Annotated in this window: 27 protein-coding genes; 16 read left to right on the top strand and 11 right to left on the bottom strand. The window is 56.3% G+C overall.

The features are described from left to right. Positions 1 to 166: 166 nt before the first annotated feature. Positions 167 to 325: an ATP-binding protein gene (locus tag LH62_RS29460; protein ID WP_369796799.1), complete on the bottom strand. Its 159-nt coding sequence runs from the start codon at positions 323 to 325 to the stop codon at positions 167 to 169. A gap of 704 nt (positions 326 to 1,029) precedes the next feature. Here LH62_RS29460 and LH62_RS30510 point away from each other — a divergent pair. The 3 genes from LH62_RS30510 to LH62_RS30505 all read left to right on the top strand — a co-directional run bounded on the left by LH62_RS30510 (position 1,030) and on the right by LH62_RS30505 (position 2,960). Next, the gene (locus LH62_RS30510) at positions 1,030 to 1,740 is read left to right on the top strand and encodes a hypothetical protein (protein WP_144404583.1); all 711 of its coding nucleotides are present in this window, start codon (positions 1,030 to 1,032) and stop codon (positions 1,738 to 1,740) included. A 91-nt stretch (positions 1,741 to 1,831) separates the two neighbouring features. Next, the gene (locus LH62_RS20995; RefSeq protein ID WP_043363980.1) at positions 1,832 to 2,209 is read left to right on the top strand and encodes a DUF6876 family protein; all 378 of its coding nucleotides are present in this window, start codon (positions 1,832 to 1,834) and stop codon (positions 2,207 to 2,209) included. A 175-nt stretch (positions 2,210 to 2,384) separates the two neighbouring features. Then, on the top strand, positions 2,385 to 2,960 hold the full coding sequence (locus LH62_RS30505; protein WP_144404582.1) for a hypothetical protein: 576 nt from the start codon (positions 2,385 to 2,387) through the stop codon (positions 2,958 to 2,960). Here the strand turns inward: LH62_RS30505 and LH62_RS20990 are convergent. Continuing rightward, positions 2,935 to 3,309: an H-NS family nucleoid-associated regulatory protein gene (locus LH62_RS20990; protein WP_052214758.1), complete on the bottom strand. Its 375-nt coding sequence runs from the start codon at positions 3,307 to 3,309 to the stop codon at positions 2,935 to 2,937. The genes LH62_RS30505 and LH62_RS20990 overlap by 26 nt on opposite strands. A 790-nt stretch (positions 3,310 to 4,099) precedes the next feature. Next, positions 4,100 to 4,567 carry a hypothetical protein gene (locus LH62_RS30500; RefSeq protein WP_144404580.1) on the bottom strand — a complete coding sequence of 156 codons (468 nt, stop codon included), beginning with the start codon at positions 4,565 to 4,567 and terminating at the stop codon, positions 4,100 to 4,102. A gap of 280 nt (positions 4,568 to 4,847) precedes the next feature. On the opposite strand from LH62_RS30500, the gene LH62_RS20985 reads away from it, so the two are divergent. The 4 genes from LH62_RS20985 (at position 4,848) to LH62_RS30490 (ending at position 7,317) form a co-directional block, all read left to right on the top strand. Then, complete coding sequence (locus LH62_RS20985) at positions 4,848 to 5,084, top strand: hypothetical protein (protein ID WP_043363978.1); 237 nt, start codon at positions 4,848 to 4,850, stop codon at positions 5,082 to 5,084. Positions 5,085 to 5,117: 33 nt separating this feature from the next. Beyond that, positions 5,118 to 5,360, top strand: coding sequence for a hypothetical protein (locus LH62_RS20980; RefSeq protein WP_043363976.1), 243 nt, complete (start codon positions 5,118 to 5,120; stop codon positions 5,358 to 5,360). A gap of 21 nt (positions 5,361 to 5,381) precedes the next feature. Continuing rightward, the gene (locus LH62_RS30495) at positions 5,382 to 6,233 is read left to right on the top strand and encodes a hypothetical protein (RefSeq protein ID WP_144404579.1); all 852 of its coding nucleotides are present in this window, start codon (positions 5,382 to 5,384) and stop codon (positions 6,231 to 6,233) included. A gap of 184 nt (positions 6,234 to 6,417) precedes the next feature. After that, positions 6,418 to 7,317: a hypothetical protein gene (locus tag LH62_RS30490; RefSeq protein ID WP_144404578.1), complete on the top strand. Its 900-nt coding sequence runs from the start codon at positions 6,418 to 6,420 to the stop codon at positions 7,315 to 7,317. A gap of 117 nt (positions 7,318 to 7,434) precedes the next feature. Here the strand turns inward: LH62_RS30490 and LH62_RS30485 are convergent, their stop codons facing one another. Continuing rightward, positions 7,435 to 7,842 (bottom strand): hypothetical protein, encoded by a 408-nt coding sequence (locus LH62_RS30485; RefSeq protein ID WP_144404577.1) that lies wholly within the window; start codon positions 7,840 to 7,842, stop codon positions 7,435 to 7,437. On the opposite strand from LH62_RS30485, the gene LH62_RS30480 reads away from it, so the two are divergent. From LH62_RS30480 to LH62_RS28620, 7 genes are all read left to right on the top strand, one after another. Further along, the gene (locus tag LH62_RS30480) at positions 7,828 to 8,265 is read left to right on the top strand and encodes a hypothetical protein (protein WP_144404576.1); all 438 of its coding nucleotides are present in this window, start codon (positions 7,828 to 7,830) and stop codon (positions 8,263 to 8,265) included. The two genes, LH62_RS30485 and LH62_RS30480, sit on opposite strands and share 15 nt — an antisense overlap. Positions 8,266 to 8,454: 189 nt before the next feature. Beyond that, the gene (locus tag LH62_RS30475; RefSeq protein WP_144404575.1) at positions 8,455 to 8,793 is read left to right on the top strand and encodes a DUF6626 family protein; all 339 of its coding nucleotides are present in this window, start codon (positions 8,455 to 8,457) and stop codon (positions 8,791 to 8,793) included. Positions 8,794 to 9,204: 411 nt separating this feature from the next. Continuing rightward, the gene (locus LH62_RS20970; protein WP_043363973.1) at positions 9,205 to 9,672 is read left to right on the top strand and encodes a hypothetical protein; all 468 of its coding nucleotides are present in this window, start codon (positions 9,205 to 9,207) and stop codon (positions 9,670 to 9,672) included. A 70-nt stretch (positions 9,673 to 9,742) separates the two neighbouring features. After that, complete coding sequence (locus LH62_RS31245) at positions 9,743 to 9,895, top strand: hypothetical protein (protein ID WP_160299865.1); 153 nt, start codon at positions 9,743 to 9,745, stop codon at positions 9,893 to 9,895. A 122-nt stretch (positions 9,896 to 10,017) separates the two neighbouring features. Next, complete coding sequence (locus LH62_RS20960) at positions 10,018 to 12,105, top strand: AAA family ATPase (RefSeq protein WP_082012700.1); 2,088 nt, start codon at positions 10,018 to 10,020, stop codon at positions 12,103 to 12,105. A 509-nt stretch (positions 12,106 to 12,614) separates the two neighbouring features. Then, complete coding sequence (locus LH62_RS30470) at positions 12,615 to 13,430, top strand: hypothetical protein (RefSeq protein WP_144404573.1); 816 nt, start codon at positions 12,615 to 12,617, stop codon at positions 13,428 to 13,430. Between the two features lie 345 nt (positions 13,431 to 13,775). Continuing rightward, positions 13,776 to 14,783 carry a RelA/SpoT domain-containing protein gene (locus LH62_RS28620; protein ID WP_144404572.1) on the top strand — a complete coding sequence of 336 codons (1,008 nt, stop codon included), beginning with the start codon at positions 13,776 to 13,778 and terminating at the stop codon, positions 14,781 to 14,783. Positions 14,784 to 14,829: 46 nt separating this feature from the next. Here the strand turns inward: LH62_RS28620 and LH62_RS30465 are convergent, their stop codons facing one another. From LH62_RS30465 to LH62_RS32755, 3 genes are all read right to left on the bottom strand, one after another. Then, on the bottom strand, positions 14,830 to 15,090 hold the full coding sequence (locus LH62_RS30465) for an HNH endonuclease signature motif containing protein (protein WP_201445561.1): 261 nt from the start codon (positions 15,088 to 15,090) through the stop codon (positions 14,830 to 14,832). Positions 15,091 to 15,337: 247 nt separating this feature from the next. After that, positions 15,338 to 16,252 (bottom strand): hypothetical protein, encoded by a 915-nt coding sequence (locus LH62_RS30460; protein ID WP_144404570.1) that lies wholly within the window; start codon positions 16,250 to 16,252, stop codon positions 15,338 to 15,340. A 249-nt stretch (positions 16,253 to 16,501) separates the two neighbouring features. Further along, a complete protein-coding gene (locus LH62_RS32755) occupies positions 16,502 to 17,266 on the bottom strand; it encodes a DUF2272 domain-containing protein (protein WP_369796798.1) in 765 nt (254 codons plus the stop codon). Positions 17,267 to 17,712: 446 nt separating this feature from the next. On the opposite strand from LH62_RS32755, the gene LH62_RS30455 reads away from it, so the two are divergent. Beyond that, complete coding sequence (locus LH62_RS30455; RefSeq protein WP_144404568.1) at positions 17,713 to 18,189, top strand: hypothetical protein; 477 nt, start codon at positions 17,713 to 17,715, stop codon at positions 18,187 to 18,189. Here the strand turns inward: LH62_RS30455 and LH62_RS32750 are convergent. The 4 genes from LH62_RS32750 to LH62_RS20935 all read right to left on the bottom strand — a co-directional run bounded on the left by LH62_RS32750 (position 18,161) and on the right by LH62_RS20935 (position 22,821). Then, on the bottom strand, positions 18,161 to 18,499 hold the full coding sequence (locus tag LH62_RS32750; RefSeq protein ID WP_082012697.1) for an HNH endonuclease: 339 nt from the start codon (positions 18,497 to 18,499) through the stop codon (positions 18,161 to 18,163). The genes LH62_RS30455 and LH62_RS32750 overlap by 29 nt on opposite strands. 59 nt (positions 18,500 to 18,558) lie before the next feature. Then, on the bottom strand, positions 18,559 to 19,437 hold the full coding sequence (locus tag LH62_RS29445; RefSeq protein WP_144404567.1) for a serine protease: 879 nt from the start codon (positions 19,435 to 19,437) through the stop codon (positions 18,559 to 18,561). 205 nt (positions 19,438 to 19,642) lie between these two features. Beyond that, positions 19,643 to 21,130 (bottom strand): site-specific integrase, encoded by a 1,488-nt coding sequence (locus tag LH62_RS20940; RefSeq protein ID WP_144404566.1) that lies wholly within the window; start codon positions 21,128 to 21,130, stop codon positions 19,643 to 19,645. Between the two features lie 335 nt (positions 21,131 to 21,465). Next, a complete protein-coding gene (locus tag LH62_RS20935; protein WP_052214756.1) occupies positions 21,466 to 22,821 on the bottom strand; it encodes a glycerophosphodiester phosphodiesterase family protein in 1,356 nt (451 codons plus the stop codon). A 190-nt stretch (positions 22,822 to 23,011) separates the two neighbouring features. On the opposite strand from LH62_RS20935, the gene LH62_RS20930 reads away from it, so the two are divergent. Beyond that, positions 23,012 to 23,971: a TIGR03557 family F420-dependent LLM class oxidoreductase gene (locus LH62_RS20930; protein ID WP_043363962.1), complete on the top strand. Its 960-nt coding sequence runs from the start codon at positions 23,012 to 23,014 to the stop codon at positions 23,969 to 23,971. Positions 23,972 to 24,033 lie beyond the last annotated feature (62 nt).

The raw sequence follows: 24,033 nt of genomic DNA, 5'->3' as shown, positions 1-24,033 counted from the left end.
CCAGTCTGCTAGCGACCGGCCGGAAGGACCCTTGAAGTTGATGCGGTCTGTGGCCTTGGTGCGGATTCCGACGAAGCTGGCCGTGGCTTCCGATTGAAGCCGGCCACCTATTCCGAACGAAGCCGGCCGGGGTGTGGTGGCGGTCTGTGGGCGGGGCGAGTGTTGCCTAGGTTCCCGCTTTGGCGTCAACTGGTGCGGCGCGGCGGGCGGCCTTGCGGCGCATGGGTTCTCCCTGGAGCTCGACGCGATGGGCGTTGTGGACGCGGCGGTCGAGGGTGGCGTCGCCGAAGGTCGGATCGGCGATCCGCTCGTGCCAGGAAGGCACATCGGAAGCAGTGGCCAGCTTGCGTCGGAATCACTCGCCGCATTGCGTCGCAATCCACAGGCATTGTTCTTGGAACACGCCGGAACAGCCGCGTTGGGTGGACTGCGGCTGTGGAAGGGTAGTACGCGGATGCCCGCTCCAAGCCCGTCAGCGGACATAGAAGCATCGCGCCTGAGCTCATCCCAGCGGCAGTTGGTATTGATCGATGCGGAAGTCTAATCGTGGAGGAGGCCATGGGTCGAATTCCACCACCTTTGACATCACACTTCAACGCATGGTCATTTCGCAAGCCGCCTATCCGCTTCCCGACGCGGGTTCCCGGGGAATGAAGGTCGAGTGGCTAGCATCGCGCGCGGCTTTCAACCCAACCCGGACCGTGCCGCCCTCAATGATCAGTCCCAACAGCCCGTCGACAAAATGCCACCGGCTTACGGGCAGCACAGCATACTGTGCAGCTCAGGAGCTTTGGACTCCAACATCTTGCGGCGCCGAGCATGGTAGCCAACTTTATCAACGGGCTGCTAATGCTGGTACGCCCGCAACGAGACTGGTGGCAACCAGTGAGCCCGAGTTGGCGTTCTCTGAAGGCAAGTCATTTTTCATGGCAGATGTCCGCATCCTTCCGCATAGACGCGTATAGCTAACTTACTATCCAAATACGTCCTTGTCTGATTTGATGCCATGACAATGGCTGCAAGAACCTCATGTCCAGAATCATTCATCAGATAACAAGCGGGATTGCTGGCTGGCTCACTTTCGAGCAGATGCAGGGCGGGGTTGATAATCTTCGTGAAGCAGAACTGAAGAAGCCAATAGAACTAATCGCTCGGGGACGAGGTTGTGAAGTAAAAGGCGAATTTCCAATTCCCACAGAGTCGAATAAAAAAGGAGCACCGCCAAGCCTCGACTTTCTCATAATCCAACGCGAACAAAAATTAGTCGTTGCGCTTGAGATAAAATACAAAAAAACTGGCAGGAGAATGGCTGGAAGCATAGGCTTTGATGCAGCCCGGCTACATAATTTAAATATCGAAAATATTAACAGGCAAATAAAGGCAGGAAAAGCTCATCCGATTACAAAAACCGTAACCGGTTTCAACCTCATCAAGGCAGTTATTGTCGCATGGCACCAATCAGCAATTTTAGAACAGATTGCATTAGAGCCTCCGATAATTCGTCGACAATTCATTAATCTTGTAACGGCCATGTTGCCAGAGGATGTTGAGGCCAACTCCAAAAACTTTAGCAGTGCGATGCTTGGCGTCATCGCTACGAGGCCTGTAGCAAACAGGTCCGGTTCGCTTCGTGCCGGATCTACTGTAACCCACAGGCGATTCTGGGTGGCGAGTTTTCTGGGTCAGGAGTATTGGCAGCGAATCCGCTCGCCAAATCACAAAACAGGAACCGGCAATTAGCGGCCGCGTAATTGTATTCGAATTAAAAGTTTCGGATGACAGGCGAGCCAGAAGGTTATTGATGGGGCGGGCCGCGGAGGAGGGCGGCCCTATGACCTCAGAGGATTTGCAATCGGCGCTGGCCCGCTTCACCGGCTCAGACACACTTACCCGCCATGGCCTGACCCGCTGCATTTTCATGACCCAGGGCGTCGTGTTCCTGGCCGAGCAGACCCAGGCCCACTGGCTCACCGACCTGATCGTCTCGCACCAGGCGGACCCTCGGGTGCGCTCGGAACCCTTCCAGGTCTGGACCCTGGCCGTTGACGCAGCGACCGGCAGCTCAGTCGCCACGATGACGGACGGCAACTCCGAGCAGCCCATTACCAGCCAGGAGATCCCTTGGACCGATTTTCCGCTGCCGGAGGTGACACTGTGGCTGGTGCAGGAGGGCAATGCATGGGTGATGCTGATGCCGAACGAGTATTGACATTGCACTTGTCGAAGAGTTCGCCACTTGGTGTCACCATGCACCTCCGAACGTCGACTTATCCTGCGGTACCGGACAGTCTTCAAATGACGCAGGTCCACGAACCGCGCACGAAAGGATCAATTTTACTGCCGTAAATACTGACTACCAGAAAGCCCGGCAGTAATATGGGCGTATGAAGATCAACAAAACAAACCACCCCGGCCAGCATATGCATAAGCTTCTCAATGCGGTGGAGGCGGTCAGAGCTGGCAACTATCAACTGGTCCCCGGCAAAGGAAGTCGGACGCGATCTATGTCAATTCAGGTCAAGTATGCAGCTAAGGTCACAGGCTTTTATGTCGGCACCCCATTCGAAATGCAAGCCTACGATAAAGAGGCATCCGATGGTTGCATGCACAGGCAGATGCCAGATTGGCTATACGATAAACTACAGGGCCGATTTTACGGAATTAAGAACGCATTCGCCCGTGGCAAATCGATGTGGGACAAAAGCGAGTGGCTGCAATGCGGTGCTACGAGCTTCTGCAAGGTGGTCATGGATGGCAGTCTGAGTGAGGATTTCGATCAGTTGGTCAATACCTTTGGTGCACGCGTCACCGCAGACCACAGGCATCTTTCCTACATGCGGGATGTAAAGGAAATGCACAGCATCACACTGCCAACTGTGAACTTCACACCCAGCGATGCTGTGCTGTTCAAGCTCGCACATTGTAGTTGGCTAGCTACTCGGCAGCGGGCTTTTCAATAAGATGCTGTTCAAGCTGCTCCGCGGGCATGCCCCGGGCCCAGATCGGCTTGCGTCCCCTACCGGACCACTCCTGACCTGCCGGCCCACGGTACTTCGGCGCGACTTTGGAACCTTCGGGCTTTGGCTTAGCCTTGCCACGACCGCGCTTTTTCGCAGGCTCAGGCGTCTCACCGAACAGATCCCTAATTGAAAGGCCCAGCGCCTTGGCCTTGTTAAGCGTTTCCTCAATGAAGGAACGCTTCTCGCTCTCGGACTTCTCCTGGATCTTGGCTTCTGCCACAGCGACCACTTGGCGCAGGTCAGCCACACCAAACTGGTCCATCGCTGCGGCGATCTGCTCGATCGTCAACGTGTCACTTCTTGGCTCGTTTTTATCCTTGGACCCAGACATGGCGACTCGCTCCCGATCCCTCGTAAGGCTTACCATATACGCAGCAGGTCGACCTGCCCTCAAATGGGGTATCGAAATTCAATGCTGCCTCGCCCGGCAGATTGATCCCAAGCCCGTGTGTGACCCTCACAGACGCTTTCTAGGGGCATTTAGCTCCACAGAGACGGCCACAAACACCATGGCGACCTTGTTGAACGACCACAAGGAAGAGTTTGATCTCCTACTCGGTTGGCACCTTGGCTTGTTTCACGAAAACCTCATGAGAGATGTATAATCTGCATCTTTCATTGTGTTTCTCCTAGGAGAAAGAGCGGCCGCATAGAGCGTGTCTGCAACTTCGACGGCTTCGGGCTAAATGTCAGGAAATGCGTATTGTGTGACGTTCTAGCGGTTTGGGCTGGGATCAGCTACGCATATGCAGTGCGGTTATGGATCTGCTATCGCTTAATTGGGAGATCTACATAAATGGCCATCACCTGATCTGCCATTCACTGTCTGCTATTTCGATCTAAGTATCTAGTATCTAGTATCTAGTATCTAGTATCTAGTATCTAGTATCTAGTATCTAGTATCTAGTATCTTATCTGAAGCTCTATAGCTCTGACAGACTGACACCATTGCCAACCATCAGAACGATGATCAGCAACGGTGTCATGCGGTACAGGGAGCGTTGAGGTAGCACCTTAGCGTGGCAAAAGGTGTTCTCGGGTGTCCCCTATGTGTCGGCTCCTCGTTGGGAGCCGTGGCTTTAGGCCTTACCCGGCGTCAGAAGCAGCCGATCGCCTTTGCTGGCCGACAGGTGTTTCGCTACATAATTTATAGCGCCAGCGAGGTCAGTAACCGGCTGCACGTCGATGCTGCCGCTCACAACCAATTTCCTCCAAATTGGTCCAACCCGCTTTGCAAACGCCCATGCGTTATTTTTGGCCGGTTTGACGAGTAGATGAATGTGCGGGTTCGTGCGCGGGTTCTCAAGAACCGATATATGCTGTGTTCTTCTGGATGCATCCTGTGATGCCCATTTCGGGCCGAGCAGTTTGCGATCCATGCGTGCAAGAAACGCTGTCAACCTATCAGCCGCACTCTCATGAACGATGGCGCGGTTGAAGGCCAGCGTCACGAAGAGTGAGGGTTTGATTGCAGTTGCCATCTCGGCAACGCCTCTGAGGTAGGCTGCGTTCAGTTGCTCCTGCGATGTAGCTGTTATATTTGCCATGGTAACTCCTGTTTGGTTGCACCACCACAGATAATAGCAATGCTCACCAACCGCGATTTCTGCGGTAAATACGATGATTGCCGTATTTGTATTTATTCAGGAGGATCTCGCATTACATTGCTCGACAACGTCGCCGCACTGAAGCCAGTTGGTTTTGCGACCACTGCGCAGGTTTTTGAAAAGTTATTTTACAAAGGATGCTCGCTACTGCGGACATCTCATCTGCTCGCGTACTCAGCCATGGATTGCGAGGGAGCAGGGCAGGTTAAGAGCAAAACATTTGAGTTGCCGGGTCGACGGCCGCCCGGCCTTCTTCAACATGCAGAGCCATGCCGCCCGCTACTCCCCCGCCCTCACCCTCGACCACTTTACGGGCCGGCGCTGCTTCGTGGGCATGGACTTGGCGAGCAAGCAGGGCATCGCCGCCATGCAGACTTTGGTGCCGCTAGACGATGGCACCTTTGCGACTTTCGGCCGCTACTACCTGCCAGAGGATGTGATGTTCAGCCCCGGTTAGGATCACTACCGGGCATGGCAGACCGATAATCAGTTGATCATCACCGATGACAAGATGATCGACCACCAACGCATACTAGACGACCTGCTGGAGGTGACAGAAGGTCATGACGTTGAGGAAGTGGTCTTCGGCCCGGCACGCGCCACTTTGATGATGGGTCAGCTCATGAAGCGCCGCATAGCTACATATGAGTTCATCCAGCACGCCAGGAACTACAGAAAGCCCATGAAACATGGTGGCGGCACTGATGGATGCAGGCAAGCTCAAGCACGCTGACGGTGAAAACAGCCCAATGGCTTGGATGCTCTCAAACGTCGTATCCCGAACAAATGCGAAGGACGGAGTTTTGCCAGCGACGGAGGAGGACCTCAAAATCGACGGACCAATGGCACTGATTATGGTCATGGCCCGTGCATTGGCGAACGTCTCAACGAAGTCAGTCTACGAGGGACGCGGCTTGCTGGTGTTTGGTTGATTCAACTGCTGCAATGCGTCGAGCAACGAGGTTGCACGTCTGTGACAAAGTATAAACTCGAAGGGTTTGGCCCGCTTGATAAATTTGCGCTGTGGAGCAGGTTGCGTGCGGTTGGGAACTCTCCTGCCGCCAAAGCCACTGTTGTTATGCCATTAGCCGGTTACCTGATCCTCCTAAACCAAAACTTCCTCAACCTTGCCGACGTAGACGCCCGCTTCAAATTCTTAGCCGGAGAGATCCCTTGGAGATTGGTGGCAGTATACTTCGGGACTTTCTTTCTAGGATTGGGGTCGCTAGTGTACGGTGCTTTGTGCCCTTACGCCGTCAAACGGCACGAGTCCGCGATCGATTATCATGACAAAGAAATAGCATTTCACCGCGAAAGCCCAGCGTATGCATTGCAACTCGAAAACCATGTCCTGGAACGTGCTCTCACGCTAATTGATGAGGACCCCCGCGACGCGCAAATGGATGCACTGGAACGCCATCATCGTGGTTTAGGAGGTCTGTACGCGACCCTGGGGCAAAGAGCAAATACATTGAGCATGCGCACCGACGTGAACTCGATGCTATATTATTTTTGGCAAATCGAAAATGTCTCACGAAGCATTTGGCGGCAGCTCTGCGCAGGCTCTATGTGTTTGGGTTCGCGTTCCTGGCCGTACCAACAATAGCAACATTTCTAGGCGTCGTCGCTTACGTGTGCCGCGCGAGCTTCAAACTCCTAAACGGCTGATCGTGAGAAATCTCAACCCAAGCCGATTGCTGGCATAGCCACACTCATCGACGAATTCTGCAAGAGAGGCGGGCCGCTTGCTCGGCTCTGGTCGATTGGGATGCTGCAACGTGGAGGACAGAATGGAAAAAGAGGTTATCTCTCCAGTGCAGGTAGCATCGGGGATTGCACTAATTGTTGGCCAAGTTTTTTTGGTTGCAGCATTTGGTTATTGGCTGGGGTTCGGAGCAGTTGCTGAGATATCCGCTATCAGATATTTCTCGGTGCTGGAGTCATTCTCAAACCTTCCAGCAGACAGAGTTCCACCCCTCATTGTGTGGATATTGTTTCAAATTGGCTTCACCGCTTGGGGTATACAGATGCGGGCCAGCGCCCATGGCTTTATCGACAAACCTGGCATTACGGTAACCCGCGAGTCGTTCGGCTTGCCAGCTCAGACGGTTAAGGACCGCGGCGATGCTTTAGGTGGCGCGGCTGAACCCCGCTCTTCAAAGGCAGGTGACGGTAGTGCTCAAGGTACTACACCAACCGAGACACCGATGACGCCTGAGCAGTTGCTCTATTACCTACGATGGCAAGAGGGAAAGAGGCTGTTCCTGAAGCATACCAAAATCCTACTCGGCATCACCTTCGCGCTGATGATTGGACTCTGGATTTTCAATCAAAAAATAGCCGCAATCTGGGCCGGCTTCGGTTTCACCGTAGCACTGGGCAGTTTTGTCGCTGCTTCAGATGCGTATGTTGCGATAAGCTTGCCTATCAGGATCACCGCTGGATCAGTTGTAACCCTCGGTTTTCTGGCCGCCTTCCAGGGCGGGAGAGACGCTGATCTCCTCGTTAAAGGTTTGCCGCAAACTATTTTTCCCCTGGTTACAGCGAAAGTTGAGGCACGTACTGTGCTTGGTTATTTGATATTTCAGAGCGCATCGGGAGCTATGGTGTACGAACGCAGCCGGGTGTTCAATTTACTACCCGCCAGCAAGATTGCGGAAATCAGATACATCACTCTGCGGATGCAATAGATCCGGATTGTTGTGGCCGCCTAAATATCTTTACGACCACACCCATCGACCAAATTCTTCCGCAGAGGTGTGTTGCCTACTGCCATTTGGCTAACGGTAACACAGTCAGATAGTCAGCTACCTCGCCGCCGGTTCTTCGATCACACGACCATTGTGTCGTTCCGCAAGCAGCGCCTGCAATGCGTCATGGAAGCTCGCGAAAGGATTATTGCGGCAAAAATTCGCAATCCATTGTTCGCTGGCCGCGAGATTGAAATTACCGACGTTGAAGGTCGCTGCTTGATACTCATTGACGCCGGTCATGTAGCCCATCATCCAAGCACGATACATGAACAGGTTGTTGGTGTCCCTTCCTCGCGCTTCCTGAAAAATCCGGATGAACGTTGAACATTCTCTCATAGGACGCTGATTGTGAGAGAGACCGAAGATCTCGGCGTATCGTCCGTTCTTATCGGCGGCCTGGCTCGCGCCTGCTAGCGTGCAAATTACCATGAACACGAGCAGTGCTGATTGGACAAAGCGCATTTCCGCTACCCTTGTATTCCGATGCTGTTATTCGAAGTGTCTACCGGTTCATTGTTTGGCAAGTCCAATGATATTGGTTGCCATACAGCTAAACTGAATGCGATCTCCAACTTATTTTGCTGTGCCTCAATAAATACCGATATGGCCACATTCATCGAAAAAATTCTTCCGTGGAGGCGCAGCACCAACCTGACGCAGAACGACGCTGGCGCGCCGGTCGAGAAGTCGGGCTGGTCAAGTGGCTTCCCAATTGGCGCCCTGAGCACAACCTTTGGCTCAGTCACCAATAACTTCGGGGTAGCAGTCACACCCACTGGTAACCTTCAGAGCGCGGTGGTTCATGCGCGTCAGAAAATCCCCAAGATTAGCAGCTGCGCTGTCCTAGACGGTAGCTTAGTCGAAGGCGAGCGTCACGAAGAGTGAGGGCTTGGTTGCAGTTGCGATCTCGGCAATGCCGATGAGATATGCTGCGTTCAGGTGCTCCTCCAATCAATCCTCTTATTTGCCATTCTTTCTCTCCTGCTTCGATGCAAGAAGAAATAACTCACGCCTTACTTTTCAATCGCAGCAACGCAGTAAATACTAACGTTGTCGTATTTTTTCGGAAATAAAATGTCAAAGATTTTGAATGAGGCTTTAGCTGTCCTGAAGCGTGTCGGCTTTGTAAAAAACCACGCTGGCTTTTCGGAAGACTATCTGAACAAAGGGCCGCGCTACTATGACCACCTTGTTTGCTCGCGCACCGAGCCATCGATTTCAGCTTTAGTTTCGCTGTTTATCCGGATCAGGGCCATTGCTGATGGCTTCGTTCGAGTGCAAGCAGGCCCGGCGGCAGAGATGGAGACATTGGCTGGCGCCTTGTGGACGGAGATCGCCCGGCGCTGCTGCGCGGTGCTGCCTCAACGTGCCAAGCGCCCAGGCGTGGCCTTCGCACACCGGCACAGGCCCTGACACCACCACGCGGTCCGCGATGCCAGCTTGGCGGCTGCTGAACCCGCCCGATGCACCAGCCCTGCACGGGCCGCCAAGGGTAACTTGCACTCCCCCAATACGCGTGCTGCCCGCTGTACTCGGAACCCCTGCTGTAGCCTTGTAGGGGCTGTAAGGGGCATGCGCTTTCCTGCCCCTGCGCGGGTCATGCAGGGGCTCCGCAACCACTCAGCACGCATGTGTTTCCCGAGGCCACTTTCCCCTGCACGGGCTTCGGAGGAGAGCGATGACGCATGGTGCGGGAAGAATATGCCCGCGCCGAAGGGCGGCCTTACGGCGTAGGGGAAAGATGTGGACCGCGTCTCCTTTTCGGTTGGCCTTTTGGACGATGGCTGTAGATCGATCAGCACGGAAGCAGAACGGGAACCTCGGATGTCCGTGCTCAAGACACTCAAACTCGGCAAAGCTACGCCCACGGCGCCACCCAATGATGCCAAGGGCCGCGCCCGCGCCAAGGTGCTCGCCCACTTGGAGCAGCAGAAGGCGCTGCTGCTGGCCCATTTGGAAGGCCGCTCACTTGAAGTGACGCGCCCTGTGTACCGGAGCAACGATGCTGGCGAGCGGGTGCGGGTGATGCAGCCTGTGCATGTACGACGCGACTGGTTTACGGACGGCGCTGGCGTTGTACATTTTATGATTCGGTACGGTGCGAAAGCGCTGCCACTCGACAAGGCTGGCAACACCGCTGTGGAGGTAGGCCAGCTCGACATGCTGCCAAGTGCGATCGACACCCTGCTCGCGGCTGTAGCTGCTGGCGAGCTGGATGCGCAGTTGACTACAGCGGCTCAGGAGCGCGGCCGGGCGTTCAAGCGCCGGAGCGCCACGCCAAAGGCGGTGTGATTACCGACTCCATGTCATTGCTGGCCGGCATAGCCGGCCAGCCGCATCCACCAACAACAAGGATCGGCGCATGTACGAGTTTGTGGCGATCGTGCGCCTGTCAAACGGGATGACGCAGCGAGTAAGCCTCCACGCCGACGACATCGGCCGGGCGCGGGCGATGCTGGAGGCGCAGTACGGCCATCGCAGCGTCCTCAACCTGGGGCGGCCGGCAAGACGGTGACGAGGCACGCCATATGTATCGAACCCCTCCTCTTGTACCGCTGATGCTCGGCATCACCAGTCGAGCACGGCAACCATGACTGCCCTGCCGTCCTGTCGCCTGACCGGGATGCAGTGACCATCATGACGTCCACATCACAACGCCAGCTCGGTTGGTATCTGCGTAATGTTGCAAACTCTGAGGACGCGATCGAGGTTCTGGCGCTCGTGCTGCGCAACATGCCGGCTCTTGCAGATGGGGACCGCGACTGGTTGCCACTGGAGCGCGTGGAGCTGCCAGCAATCGGCGACCCTGACCATCAACGCCGCTGGTCTGAGGTACTGACACAACTCTCCATTTTTCATGAGCCAACATGCGGGCTTGAGCCCTACGAAGTGAATGCCCTGCATGCGGCAGTGACCTTCCAGCTCTCGCCGCTTGATCTTGAGATCCTTCGCCTCATGCTACGCGCTGGGCGCCGTGTCCGACTCAAGACGTTTGCGGACGCGGTACGTGACGAATTGTGTGACACGGTGGCAACGCTGGCCGCTCTGTTGGGCAGGAGCGATGCAGAGATCTCTGAGCGCCTTCTCCCCGAAGCGCCCCTGAGGGCTTGTGGCGTGCTGGTCTACAACGAGGATGGCAGTAACCTGCTGTCCGGCTTTCCCGTGCTGAGTATGCCCGATCGCCTGATGCGGCTCATGGTGCGCACGTATGCCAATGCTGACGCTTGGGTTGCCGCGGTTGTCGGAAAGCCGCGTGTCACTACGTTGGAGTGGGCCGACTTTGCTCACCTCGGTGAGCGGGCCGACCTGGCTGCCAAGGTGCTGCAGGCCGCAGCGGCCGAGGGTGCCAGGGGCGTACACATCCTCCTCTCTGGTCCACCGGGTACTGGCAAGACCGAGTTTGCCAAGGTCCTTGCTGCCCGGGCTGGGTTACGGCTCTTTGCTGCCGGAGAGGAGGCAGACAAGGACGATGACGAGCCCAGCCGGGCAGAGCGATTGGCCGCTTTGCGCATGGCTACTTCTATGCTCCGCGGCGTGGCCGATGCAGCCGTGCTGTTGGACGAGGCAGAGGACGTGCTGGAAGGCCGGAGCAGCTTTGGCGACCGACGCGGCGAGGTTTCGAAGGCCTTCCTAAATCGCATGCTCGAGGAAACGCCTCGGCCGATCTTGTGGACCACTAATAGTGTGACTGGCATGGATCCCGCGACGCTGCGTCGAATGACGCTGGTGATAGAGATGGAGGTTCCAGATCGGGTCGGACGAGAGCGCATATGGACGCGGGTGCTGCACCAAGAGTGCCTCAACCTTGGCCCCGATCTTCCAGCGCAACTGGCTGCGCAATGGCCAGCCTCGGCCGGAGTATCGGCAGCTGCTGCTCGTGCTGCTCGGCTCTCAGGCGAAGGCGTGACCGCCCTCGAAACTGCGCTCTCCGGTGTTATGGCCGCGCTCGGGCAGGGTGGCCCGGCTAAGGCACCTTATTTGCCCACCTTTGATCCCACGCTCTCGCCGTGTGATCAGGACTTGGAGGAGCTGGCGGCCAAGTTGTCGCGTCCTGGCGCCCCTCGTGCCTGGTCACTGTGCCTCATGGGCCCACCGGGCACCGGCAAGACCGAGTTCGCGCATTGGCTGGCGCAGCGTATCGGCCTGCCTGTACTGCAGAGGCGGGCCTCAGACCTTCTGTCGATGTGGGTAGGCGAGACAGAGAAGGGTATTGCGGCAGCCTTTGCCGAGGCGCGCGCGAAGGACGCCGTGCTGCTGATCGACGAGGCTGAGGCAATGCTGCTCGATCGCGCCGGTGCGGTGCGCTCATGGGAGGTCAGCCAGGTTGACGAGATGCTGGTGCAAATGGAACGCCACCCGTTGCCATTTATTTGCACCACCAACTTGCCGGAGCGCATGGACGCCGCGGTGCCGCGGCGTTTCACACTTAAGCTGCGGCTTTTACCGCTTGATGCCACGTGGGCCGCGGTCGCATTCCGGCAAATGCTTGGCGCAGAACCACCTAGACCACTACCAGAGGGATTGACGCCAGGCGACTTCGCAGTGGTTCAGCGGAAGGCCCGGCTGCTGGAGGTGAATGACCCAGCCATCCTGTTGCGATGGTTGGAAGAGGAAGCTGCCGCGAAAGGGGCGTCGTGGTCTCCAATCGGCTTTCGTGTCAACAACGGGCCGGAACGGCAGCAGTATACGCTGTTGTCGAAACCCGAGCGGCATGAGAACGCGTGACCAAGGCTGTCGTGGTTTAGCGGTCGACGCGCATCCGAGCTGTGTCGGCATTGTTTCGCGCTTCGTCGCCGAGTTGTTGAGCTTTGCGGATGTAATGCTCGACGCGGTACGTGCCACCGTCATAGACAATGCGCAGGGTGCAATCAAAAGGGCTCATGGCCCAATGTATGTCTAATGGTATTGGACCGGGCCAGATGCGAGTGAGTTTGCCTCTTAGCAGCTGAATGATCTCAGCGTTGGTCCTGTTCCCCATCCTAATCTGCACCCGGCTGCATAGTTTTCGCCATGCAGATATTTATCGGGAAAGATTATTTTTCTGCACTCCGGGAAAAAAGGAAGGGGTGCGGTGTATAGCAAGGTGTCTGCTAGCTTTTGAGGGGCTATATGCCCCTGCTGAGCTCGCGACGCCGAAGCCGTGCCGAAACTGGCCTACATCTATGGTTCGATTTGTGGGAGACCTCTCCCAACGGGTGGGAACCTGTTCCAACGTCCGCACGTATACACAATGAATGCCTGCGGAGGTGCTCTTGTCCTCTTGTTTCATCATACAGCCGTTTGACAACGGAACATTTGACTTTCGCTACGAAGACGTTTTCAAGCCTGCCATCGAGGCAGCTGGCCTCGAACCCTACCGAGTTGACGCCGATCCGGGAGCAAACATACCGATAGATCAGATAGAGAGCGGCATAAGGCAAGCGTTAGTCTGTTTTGCTGATATCACCTTGGATAACCCAAACGTATGGTTTGAACTCGGCTACGCGTTCGCCTCAAATAAGGAGGTGTGTATGGTATGCTCGGACGAACGCACCAGCAAATTTCCTTTTGACGTTCAACATCGTCGCATCGAGAGATATAAAGCCCGATCGCCTCGTGATTTTTCTGATTTAAGCAAGAAAATAACCCAACGTCTTACCGCAATGAAAGATCAAGTCGAAAAATTTGAAGTTGATGAAATACCGGCACTTCTTAAAGGGAGCGGCGGCCTCTCTCAACGAGAAATTCTCACCCTTGCTTCGATGGTTGAGGTGCAGGATGAAGCTGATGAGCTTGTCACCCACTCTACGCTCCGTCGCCAAATGGAGCGCCATGGCCAAAACAACCTTGCTGTACATATGGGAGTGAACAGGCTTCTCGGCAGAGGCCTCATCCGTGACTCATTCAATGAGGACGAACAGGGGTATCGATACTCTGGCTACAGGGTCACACCACAAGGCATTTCCTGGTTGATCGAAAATGAAGAGCTTCTTAATTTAGATCTTTCGAAATCGCCAAAGCCCGATTACAAGCCCAAACCGTCGGATCTTGATGACGACATCCCTTTCTGACCATCCAAAAAAGACGCTTGCCCGCGTTTGAAATGCTTACGCATCGCTCTATAAAAGAAGTACGCGGCACAACGATGTGGCTGGCGACAAGCAATCAGCTTGCTTAAGGCATCTCATTGATGCCCGCGTATTTGAACTGCCGGGTGATGATTAAATGATGTGATGATTGGGCTGCTTGCCTTGCCGTTTTGCTTTACTGGAGCCCAGCAGCAAAGACGATGGTTTTGCACAACTTGGTTCGGCACAAAACCGCGCTTTAATCCTGACCTTCCTCTTGCAAATGCGCGCTTCGCTCTCGATATTGCAGCTTTGTAGTCGGAGCATCTTATTGTGGTTAATTGGGTTGTGCCGGAAAACACGCCTTCACGGGTCAAAGCTGCTGGTAAACGAATCCGGTCAGGACAGTTCGACACCACCGACATCCTCGTGATGGAGAACTGGCGCGCCAGCCATGCCTACATTCTGAATACGTTCCAGACCACTCTAAGGTCCCGTGCTCGTGGCAAAACCATCACGGTCGCCCAGCGGCTCAAGCGACGAAACACCATCTTTGACAAGCTGGTGCGTGAGCCGACGATGCAGCTTAACACAATGCATGATATCGCCGGGTGCAGGCTGATCTTTCAGAATCGATCCGAACTTAACGAGTTCAGGGCTTCTCTTCATAGGACGCGCTCCAAACACAAGCGCCGCTATCCCATGGAAGATCGGTACAACTATATTATTCACCCGAAGAGCAGCGGTTATCGCGGCATCCATGACGTTTACGAATGGTTTGTCACCACGCCTTTTGGTAGTAATTGGAACGGGCTTCATGTTGAGATCCAGTACCGCACCATCTACCAGCACGCATGGGCCACGGCTGTTGAAGCTGCGGATCTGCTCACCACGAGCCGCATCAAATTCAGCCTTGCTGAGCAACGCTACACGCGATTTTTCCAGCTGTGCAGCGAGGTCATTGCTCGCGCATATGAGGATCAACGATCCTGTTTGCCCGAGCTTAGCAACTTGGAATTAAGACATGAGCTTTCCGAGTTGGAAGCCAGTACCGGACTACTTGCTTCGCTGCGGGATGTGAAGCATTCAAGCGAGCAGTTTGCGTTCAAGGCAAATACCATTTTGATCCGACACACAGGTGATGCGGCGAGGGTACGGCTTGAGGTTGAGACATACGACAACATCAACGAGGCTGTTGAACGCTACAGTGTGTTGGAGAGGCAGTACGGTGGCAATGCTGACATCGTACTCGTACGCGCAAAAGATGAAATGAATGTCCGGGACGCATTTCGCAACTATTTCTCCGACACGAACGACTTCGTGTCGTATATTGACGAAGGTCAGAGACGGCTGTAACGCTCAGTTTGTTCTCAGCCCGCTCCATGATACCTCCTGATCTTTGTTAAATTGGCATCTCGTTGATGCCAGTGTGCTTGAAATGCTGGGTGATGACGGCATGGTGTGACGAGCACAGGCTGCGTAAGTTGGTGGGATCAAGCCGCCTGTGCGAGGCCACTGCCACTGGGGTGATGTGGTCCACACATTGCGCGACCGTCAGCTGACCAGCCTGTTCGCACACCACACATAAGGGCTTCAGCGACAGGTGCTGATTGCGCAATCGCCGCCATCTGGTGTCATAGGTGGCGCTGTTGGTCCTGCTCATCTCAGCATTGCGGAGAGTGGCAGGCGGTGTGGCGGCTGTGCGATGTGGTTCGGGTCTGCGTGGCATCCCGTACTTAGCTGCTCGCTGACGGTGAGGCGGCATGGAGCGTCGAAAGTTTAAAAATTCGGACGCAGAGTTTGTCTGCTAAAACTTTGCTTTGTCGCGCGTTGTCCATCGCTGCTCCGTTTCGCTATTAAAGATATTTAGCCAAACAAAGTGTTTTCCATACGCACGAAACCATCGGATTTTATGCCTTGTTTAGGATTGTCGTAATTTTTCCCGGGTTGCACCGAGCAAAAAGCTGGACACCCAACACAGTAGCGCGATACCAAACCGCCGATATTTTATAATCGCCAATTTGATAACCACTGATATTTTCTTGCTTGATTAAATTGAGGCTTTCCAATATCGCATAGTCCAGCTGATCATCGTTGCTATACTGGCAGACCAAGTCTTTGAAGTCTTCTCTAAGATAGGCTTCGTAAGACTCGCCATCCAGATCAACTGTCACTGCGGGCACATCTACAGCAATACCCGGCTGATCAAGCACTGACTTGATTTTTAACATGATGATCTCGTCAACAGATTTATCGTACTCGTCACTTGCATCGTCGGAAGTATCTTTTGCCTTAGCAATCTCGTCGTTTAGACCAGCAGTAATGGCAGTTGTATCCGCCCATAACCGGGCATGAATCACGTGCTCGTATTGATGAAAGCTCAGGCGTTCTAGATTATGCGTGATGATTTTTTCGAGCAAGATGAGCAGTTGGCCGTTAAGCTCGGAGAGAATGTTTACAAAGCGAGGCAAGTTATCGCTATCAGTAGTTGCGGCGGTAGCCAAAAGGTTGGCCCACATCGAGACCATTACTTCATCTTCAATCTCCTCAAGGGAAGCTTTCTCCAGCAACTGGACAAGCCCCTTGTTAGGGATCGGTTTGATGGTGAGCCCGGCCGTGCTGATGTGATGATGGGCTAACTGCAACGCTCGAAATGCAACCTCGTCCCGTTGGACTCTGATGAGGTCTGCCTTCAAACCACGGCGCTCGGAGAAAGGCCGAACTATGTCAACTAACGCATCCATAAGCCGCCCGGTGGAAGCAGACGGTATCTCTGTTTTGACTTCAGCCTTTAACTGAAGGCTTACAGGGCTCTCGATCGGCATGCACAATCTCCAGCTAAGCAGGCGATATTTCCCGATGGACAAGAAGGCCCACTTGAAGCTGGAACAGCAAACGCGTCTGAACGCAGGAAGCTTCATTTGCTGAAATCGATTTTTCAAACAAAGTTTTTCTCAGAAGCACAGGCTGCTTCCAAGGCCAGGGTGCGGTTGTCAAAACAAGGGGCGTCAGGAACGAAGACGCCCCTCCCCGCAGAAACTGATCTAAACTTCCGAGCGGAAGTCTAGCTCGGTTTACGTATTTAGCGCGGTCCCTATCCGATTCTCAAAGATGACAAACCAGTGTCGAGCATTCCGTTGTAGGAAACCTTGCTCGGTTTTGTAGATTACCTTGGTCACGCCTTGACCAACGTTACCGCCGATAACCTCGACTGCGTCAGGGCGAACTGCGACGACGAAGTCGCAGTGCATTGGTCGTCCTAGACCGACCTCTTTCCTGCGTTCAGCCATTGTGGAGATACGGGGGCCTTCCGACCGATCAGAGCAAACAAGATCCCCTACTCGCGGTCTGTAAGCATTGATCTCTCGCGGGTAGAACGCGACTTTGCCACCATGAGTTGCGGCGAGTGCATCAAGTGCGTCCACATAGCCGCGATGGCCATCGCTCGGGGCGAACTCTAATCTGTCTATACCTGCCGACCGCGCCACATAGGATATGAACGCGGCTGACCAGGGCTGGCAGCCCCATATGACGGGATCACCGTCGCTTTTAAGCTCCGAAGCGGTGCATGCCACTCCATTACTGCCTTGAGAGTAGGCGAACTTGTTCCTATTGATAAAACTCTGATTGCCTACCGCAATCCAATAGGCGAGCACCTTAGAAAAGGCGGCGCGGTCATTCTCCTCCAATCTATTGGGTATCTTCTCAAGACTTCCATCCCGCGCATCAACAGTTTGGCTTCCCCACTCTCGCCATTCTTGGTTGAGGATTCGAAGTAGTCGGTCCCTCGTTTCCTGTGGATATGAGACAACCGTTGGAGGCACCGGCGCTGGCGCCATCTGAGCGCATGCACTCACGAGGAGGGCGACCGACGAGATCGATATTATTCCCACCCGGCTTATTGGACGCATAACTGCTCCTTCTTCGGGGGGCAGGTTCGTTTTCGACGATTCATTGCGTGTCAACCCCCAAGCCCATGTTGCTGGGTTTGGGGAAGTTGTGCAACTTGTTACCTCCCTGCACTTTCAGCCCTCTACGGCGGCATGATCACTCCTGCCAGACCGCCACGAGCATGACCTCATGTACAGCAGCACTCGGCAGACCAGGCCAGCTGTGTACAATGACACTTGTGAGTGGGGGCCAGCTGATGAGCGAGTTAAGTGTTGGGAGTGCGGTTATCTGGTTTCTGTTATTATTCTTAACATTGCTTGCACGATCCGCCTATACGCGCACCTTTGAGCCACGTCTCTACAGGTTTTGGGACAATCGAAGTGCCAGCTCTAGGATGAAGAAGGCCATTTGGCTGCGCGAGAACTATGTGCGTGAGATACGTCGAACTTCTGATATCAGGCTCTTAGCGCTCGATCTACAGCAAGGGTTATTATTCTCGATCATGTGGTGTGCGGGCGGAATCGGCCTCATGATCATTATGGTTGTTTCAGATCTCCGAGCCAGACCAATGGACCAGCTGATGGTGTCACCACATCTGGTAGTGATGCCTTTTTCCTACTTCGTGCTGATATTTCTAAATGAACGAGCAAGGAAGCAAACACTTAAAGTGATTGAAGATCCTAACGCGTATCGACTGAAAATGTACGAGCTTATCGGCGCTGAACTCAAAGCCTCCGGGATGACGGAGGAGCAGATTACCAGCTTTGTTATGGAGGTGCCTGAGTTTGTGCCGGATGATCTAAGCAGCACACTTGTTGCGCCATGGCCGCCGCGGGCAACACCTATGAACGACGGTTCGGCACCTCGTTGATGCCGTTGGCTTTCCAGTTCTGAGACATGATCGAGCGACATGATTGGCAGCAGGATCGGAAGTTAGTGGGATCTAATCGGCGGTCGGGTGCAATGGCCACTGGCTGTATGTGATCGACCACTGTTGCTTCCACTATCTTGTCGAGCTTGAAACACTCAACACACAGGGGATTGGCCGCTAGGTGGTGACGCCTTAATCGTCGCCATGCGCCATCATAAATCTTGTTGGTTTCGGGACGAGCTTGGCGCTTGCGATCTGCAATTCGTTCAAGCTGGGCTTTGTTCCGAAAGGTAGGTGGCTTTGTAGGCATCACCTACTTAGTGAAACTTAGTTTATTCGGACATTACTGACGCCGAAAAATGACAGAGTTTACCTTAGCACATTGCGTGCCTGCACCTGCGTCGCCCGGGCAGCATCGTTGAATATTTTGTAAAAATATTGGTTGCCGGTGACTCTGACCGCAAAATTGAAATTACAAGCCGCGTCAAACTCAGCATTTGCTTCTGACCCCCAAAACAATTCCGCTGATACGCCTCCAGTGTGAATGGCATGAACGACAGGAACCGCGGGACGAACTGGATTTATTGATACGATTGCTCCGCCCGAGCTACCCGAAACACTATCTATAGAATGAATAAGCAAATCTTTGTCTCGATACTGGGGAGAGGAACTGAGCCTGCTGCAGAACTGCGCTGGTTTAGTCACGATACTCCCACCAGAGACTTGCTTAACAAGCCCCTTATCTCCGTGATAAGACACCAACGCAAGTTGGCTCGGCAACTCAGCTTCGGGGTTATCGCTCTCCTCAAAATCCATCACATTGATATCACTCGACACATTTTGCTCCAGCCGAAAGACGACAAAATCTTTCGGCTCATTTCTCTCAGGATCTTCAGTTCCAAAGTGTGTTTCGACCACGCGGTACCTTTGATGCCTTCTTTCGTTTCCGAGAACGAACACAAGCTTGTCCATTTGATGTCTAGCCCGGCCGTTCGAAACCACATTGTGTGCCGCTGTAACTACTAGATTTCTTTTTCGCACCACTTGACCAGATGCTATTGCAATAAGGAGTCTATTCTGATTAGTGCTTCGCATTTCACATATCGCGCCGGAAGCATTATAAAAGTCACCGGTAACAGGTATGCGATCGTCTTGTCCGAATATTTTTGCGCAAGCAAAGCAGCTGGTGATTGCAGATGATAATGCCCCTGCAAAAATAGAACGCTTGGTTATCACCAGAGACTCCACCGGCAATCCAGTCGCCCTGTAAGGGTCATACAGGGCAACCGCATGCAGTCTGCGTGTCGGGGCAGCCCATTCGAGTAGGGCTGCCAGCGCGCAAGAACGATTGGTTGCGGACAGCCAGGAATGGCAATTGATAGCTGGGGCGCGCAAGGAGGCGGCCTCGCACACCGCCGTGGCGCGGTGGTAGGGCGCGCCGTCCCAGTGAGGGTCAGCGGCCGGCCCGGCCACTCTGCGCGCAGCCGACGCGGGACGTCGATGGTGTTATCGCCGTTGGCGCCCGCTTTAGGCCATCAGCTTTCAGCCGCCCCCCCGCGCGCGTTCCCTCGATGCCTTTCAGGAGCTCCGCCGCGTGCTGCGTGTGGATCACGTGGTCGTAGTGCGCCGAGATCTGTTCGACCGAGTTCCCCGCGTTATCCGCCAGCATGCTGAGGTTCACACCACGCTGAATGGCGTCGGTGATGAACGAATGGCGCATGCTATATGGTGTCCGAACCAAGCCTTGAGCATCACGGTCAAGGGCAAGCTCCCGGAGCACGGCCTTGAGACCCTCGCCGAAGCGCGTGGTAGGCTCGCCGTTAGGCTTCACCCATAAGCACGCATCGGGTTTTGGGTCAGGGTGCTGCGCCTCAATTGAATTTATGACCTCCTTGAGCCGCATATCCACCACCACAGGCCGTGACCCGGTCTTGCCCTGTTGGACGCGAACCACGTAGTGCGGCACCGTCCCACTGACGAACTCGATGTCACGAAACCTGAGTGTCGTGCCCTCTACGCCTGGCCTGAGTCCGGTCAGCAGGTGGAAGCGAACCCAAAGCCATAGAAGCCTGCGCGAAGCCTGGTGGTGCTTCTTTTTGGTTTTCCCGATTCGGGCTTCAAGGTGGGCCAGCAGCTTCGCCTGCTCGGCTTCGCTGAAGGCTCCTCGGCGGTTCCGCACGAACTTCGTGGCGTCCAGCTCGGGCATCTCCGTTCTCGTAATACGGCCGTCCTTGATGGCGCGCTCAAGAATGTGTTTCACCAGCCGCTCGAACAGGATGCGGCTGTTGACACCCGGCTTGCGGATGTACGTGCCAGGCATCTCCACTGCGATAGGCTTTTTGTATTCGCGCCGCTGGTTGTCGCGCGTGCGGAACTGGACCCGTTTAGCCCCCTGCCCTGCCTTCCATTGGCCAAGATATGCCTCGTGAAAGCGTTCGACAGCTTGCGCGTCGACCTCGTCCAGTGGTGTCTCGCCGAAGTGGGGAGCGAGGTAGCGTCGGATCATGCTTGCCTCCATCTCCGCCTTCTTCATCCTCGCGGCGCGCTTGGCCGGGGGCGCCTGGTCGGCCGTCCGGACGCGGTAGGCGATGTACGCCTCGGCCGCACTGCTGAATGGCGCAGCCTTCGTGCTGAGGCCACGCTGCTCACGCCACTTGACCTCTTGGTATCTTGCTTCAGCTACCCTCTTTGCCTCGTCGAGGGTACGCTTACCTGTGGTCTTGCGCTCGTACTCGCCGCTGGGCAGACGCAAGCGATACTGCCACTTGCTGCTTGCGCCGGGGCGCCGGTAGACGACGAGGTCGCCGTCGTGCAGCGACACCTGCTCTGTCTCGACTGCCTGCTTTGCAGGTGTGGGTACCTTGGCGGGCTCGCGTGGGGCAGCAGAATTAACCGGGTTAATTTCCGGCTTGGCACCGAACAGGTGAATGACTTGGGCCATTATTGGGCTCCTTGGCTGGTTGTCCGATCTAATGCTTGCCAAGGAGAGCTGAGTCTGAGTTGTGCGCCACTGCCCTATTGTGCAGGTTTCTTGCCCTTCCACTCCCTTCTTATACTGTCTTCATTGTGTGCTTGCCAATATTCATCGCAATCATCAGCGCACATACCTGCCCTGTGCAGAAACCTTGCATCACGTTCCCGTGTATGTTCTGCAGGCAGGTCTTACATCTCAAGGGTTTAGGCTTGGTTGTGTGTTTCACCCACAAGAAGACCATCATGGTGAACATGGGCTAAGCCGACTGGCGCGCCCCATGAAAGGGGCGCGCCGATCCCGGATTAAATGAACCACTGCCCCGTCGCCGCGAAATTCGCCTCGACCTGGGCGGCAACCGCGTTCCAGTCCGTCACCTCTTCGCGGTCCGGGTCGCCGAAGCCGATGCCCGAGACATACCAGTTTCCGGTGCGCTCGAAATTCCGCGTCGCCTCGGCGGCGATAGCATCCCAGTCGGCGCCCTCCCAGCCGCGCGCCTCGAACTCCTGGTTCACAGCGCCGCGGCCGATGTCGGGGTTGTCAGTGAAGATGCCGTCGACGCCGATCTCGATCAGCGCCCGCGCCTCCTCCGTCAGCGTCTCGACCTTCCCGTCCAGCGTCAGCGACAGGAAGCTCTCCTCCGCCCGCAGCGTGTAGGGCGCCACCTCCAGCCCCGCCGCATGCGCATCCTCGACCAGCGAGGTCGTCTCGCCGGTGAGCTGTCGGGTGATCTCGGCCGTGCCGTCGCCATCGCCATCCACCGGTGTTTCCAGCTCGGTGACCGGGCGGATGTAGTCCTTGTAGGGACCGATCCCCTCGGCATAGACGCGCGCCATAGCCTGCAGCGCCTCGGCGCTCAGCAGGTCCTCGTTGATGGCGCTCTCCATCGTGAGGTCGAGGCCGAGCTCGTCATAGACCGAGGGATCGGCCCCGAGCGCCGCCTTGCCGGGGTCGAAGTTGAAGGCCAGGTCATAGGAGCCGCCGAGCAGCTGCACCAGCGGCAGGTCGATACCCGCCTCGGGCATGATCTCCTTCTGCAGCTCGATCAGGTTGCCGAGCTCGAAGGACTGGATGGTGACGCGCTCCGGGTCGGTGAAGCCAGCCTTCACCAGCGCATCGACCAGCAGCTGGCTGGTGTCCTGCCGGATGAGCGTACCGTCGAGATAGCTGCCTTCCTGGGCGAAGAAGGTCGGGTGCTTTGTCTCCGGGATGATGCCGATCTCGCGCCCCGTCCGGGCTTCCTCCTGCCGCACAAGCTCGATCACCTCGTCGAGGGTCGGGATGCGGTAGAGGTCGTCATAGGCGGTGTTGTCCGGCCGCACCTCGGGGATGCGCTCGCGGGCATAGAGGGTCTTGATCTCGGCGAGGGTGAAGTCTTCGGCGAACCAGCCGGTGATCTCCTGCCCGTCGATCGTCTTGGTCGTCTCCCGGTCGGCGAATTCCGGGCGGTCGGATACATCGGTGGTCCCGCCGAGCTCGTTCTCGTGCCGGGCGATCAGTGCACCGTCCTTGGTGACGACGAGGTCCGGCTCGATCACGTCGGCGCCCAGCTCGATGGCCAGCTTGTAGGCTTCGAGCGTGTGCTCCGGCCGGTAGCCGCTCGCCCCGCGATGGCCGATGACCTCCGGCGCATCGCCGTCCAGCGTGTTGAAATCGCTCATCGATATCCCTTCCCCGGCCTGCCTGGCTGCGGCCTTGGCGGCGGAGGCTAGGAGTGAGGAACAACAGCCTGATGACGGGCGGATGACAGGGTAGTTATATTGTATTCAATCCATATCACGCTGTTCCGAACCGGGCCGCAGGCGCCACGTTGCCATGAGCACCCCTCACCACCGGCAAGGCACCCCCCGCATGACGACCCTGGGCTACAAGCTGATGGCCGAGGAGCACGCCCCGCGCGCCCTCGTCCGCAACCTCGTCGCGGCCGAGCAGGCCGGCTTCGAATTCTCCGCCATCTCCGACCACTTCTCCCCCTGGGTGGAGGAGCAGGGCCACGCCTCCTTCGCCTGGTCGGTGCTCGGTGCCATGGCCCAGGCCACCAGCCGCATCGGGCTGATGACCGCCGTCACCTGCCCGATCATGCGCTACCACCCGGCGATCATCGCCCAAGCCGCCGCCACCCTCGCCATCCTGAGCGAGGACCGCTTCGTGCTCGGCCTTGGCGCCGGCGAGCGGCTGAACGAGCATGTGGTTGGCGAGGGCTGGCCCGGCGTCGGCGAGCGCCATGCCCGCATGGGCGAGGCACTGGAGATCATCAACGGCCTCCTCACGGGCGAGCTGAGCAACTACCGCGGCCGCTACCTCCAGCTCGACCATGCGCAGCTCTTCGACCGGCCGGAGCGCAAGCCGCCGGTGATCTTCGCCGTCGGCGGCCCCGAGGCCGCGCGCCTCGCCGCCCACAAGGCCGACGGCATGATCGCCACCGAGCCGAAGCCGGAGCTGGTCGAGGCCTACCGCGAGGCGGGCGGCCAGGGCCCCTGCTATGCCGAGGTCTCGCTCTGCTTCGCCGCCAGCGAGCAGGAGGGAATGGAGACCGCCCACCGCTATTCCCGCTGGGCGCTCACCGGCTGGAAGGTAATGGCCGAGCTGCCGAGCGTCGAAGCCTTCGGCGCCGCCACCGCCCATGTGCAGCCGGAGATGATGGCCGCCCAGGTCCCCTGCGGCCCCGATCCCTCCCGCCACCTGGAGCGGCTGGAAACCTTCCGCAAAGCCGGCTTCGACCACCTGATCCTCAGCCAGATCGGCCCGAACCAGGAGGGCTTCCTCGACTTCTTCCGCAGCACCCTCGCGCCGGCCCTGCAGAAGGCTTGAGGATCGAGGGGGACGTCGTCCCCCTCGAACTCCCCTCAACCAAGGGCCGGAAGGCCCTTGGA

This window comes from Belnapia sp. F-4-1, assembly GCF_000802185.1.
Classification (GTDB): Bacteria; Pseudomonadota; Alphaproteobacteria; order Acetobacterales; family Acetobacteraceae; genus Belnapia.
The sequence above is the reverse complement of the archived record's forward strand: the minus strand, read 5'-3'. Positions and strand labels throughout refer to the sequence as shown.

Coding starts and splice junctions, on each gene's coding strand:
- LH62_RS30510 (WP_144404583.1), top strand. CDS start 1,030: ATGTCCAGAATCATTCATCAGATAACAAGCGGGATTGCTGGCTGGCTC.
- LH62_RS20995 (WP_043363980.1), top strand. CDS start 1,832: ATGACCTCAGAGGATTTGCAATCGGCGCTGGCCCGCTTCACCGGCTCA.
- LH62_RS30505 (WP_144404582.1), top strand. CDS start 2,385: ATGAAGATCAACAAAACAAACCACCCCGGCCAGCATATGCATAAGCTT.
- LH62_RS30500 (WP_144404580.1), bottom strand. CDS start 4,567: ATGGCAAATATAACAGCTACATCGCAGGAGCAACTGAACGCAGCCTAC.
- LH62_RS30490 (WP_144404578.1), top strand. CDS start 6,418: ATGGAAAAAGAGGTTATCTCTCCAGTGCAGGTAGCATCGGGGATTGCA.
- LH62_RS30485 (WP_144404577.1), bottom strand. CDS start 7,842: ATGCGCTTTGTCCAATCAGCACTGCTCGTGTTCATGGTAATTTGCACG.
- LH62_RS30475 (WP_144404575.1), top strand. CDS start 8,455: ATGTCAAAGATTTTGAATGAGGCTTTAGCTGTCCTGAAGCGTGTCGGC.
- LH62_RS20970 (WP_043363973.1), top strand. CDS start 9,205: ATGTCCGTGCTCAAGACACTCAAACTCGGCAAAGCTACGCCCACGGCG.
- LH62_RS31245 (WP_160299865.1), top strand. CDS start 9,743: ATGTACGAGTTTGTGGCGATCGTGCGCCTGTCAAACGGGATGACGCAG.
- LH62_RS20960 (WP_082012700.1), top strand. CDS start 10,018: ATGACGTCCACATCACAACGCCAGCTCGGTTGGTATCTGCGTAATGTT.
- LH62_RS30470 (WP_144404573.1), top strand. CDS start 12,615: ATGCCTGCGGAGGTGCTCTTGTCCTCTTGTTTCATCATACAGCCGTTT.
- LH62_RS30465 (WP_201445561.1), bottom strand. CDS start 15,090: ATGAGCAGGACCAACAGCGCCACCTATGACACCAGATGGCGGCGATTG.
- LH62_RS30460 (WP_144404570.1), bottom strand. CDS start 16,252: ATGCCGATCGAGAGCCCTGTAAGCCTTCAGTTAAAGGCTGAAGTCAAA.
- LH62_RS32755 (WP_369796798.1), bottom strand. CDS start 17,266: ATGGCGCCAGCGCCGGTGCCTCCAACGGTTGTCTCATATCCACAGGAA.
- LH62_RS30455 (WP_144404568.1), top strand. CDS start 17,713: ATGAAGAAGGCCATTTGGCTGCGCGAGAACTATGTGCGTGAGATACGT.
- LH62_RS32750 (WP_082012697.1), bottom strand. CDS start 18,499: ATGCCTACAAAGCCACCTACCTTTCGGAACAAAGCCCAGCTTGAACGA.
- LH62_RS20940 (WP_144404566.1), bottom strand. CDS start 21,130: ATGGCCCAAGTCATTCACCTGTTCGGTGCCAAGCCGGAAATTAACCCG.
- LH62_RS20935 (WP_052214756.1), bottom strand. CDS start 22,821: ATGAGCGATTTCAACACGCTGGACGGCGATGCGCCGGAGGTCATCGGC.
- LH62_RS20930 (WP_043363962.1), top strand. CDS start 23,012: ATGACGACCCTGGGCTACAAGCTGATGGCCGAGGAGCACGCCCCGCGC.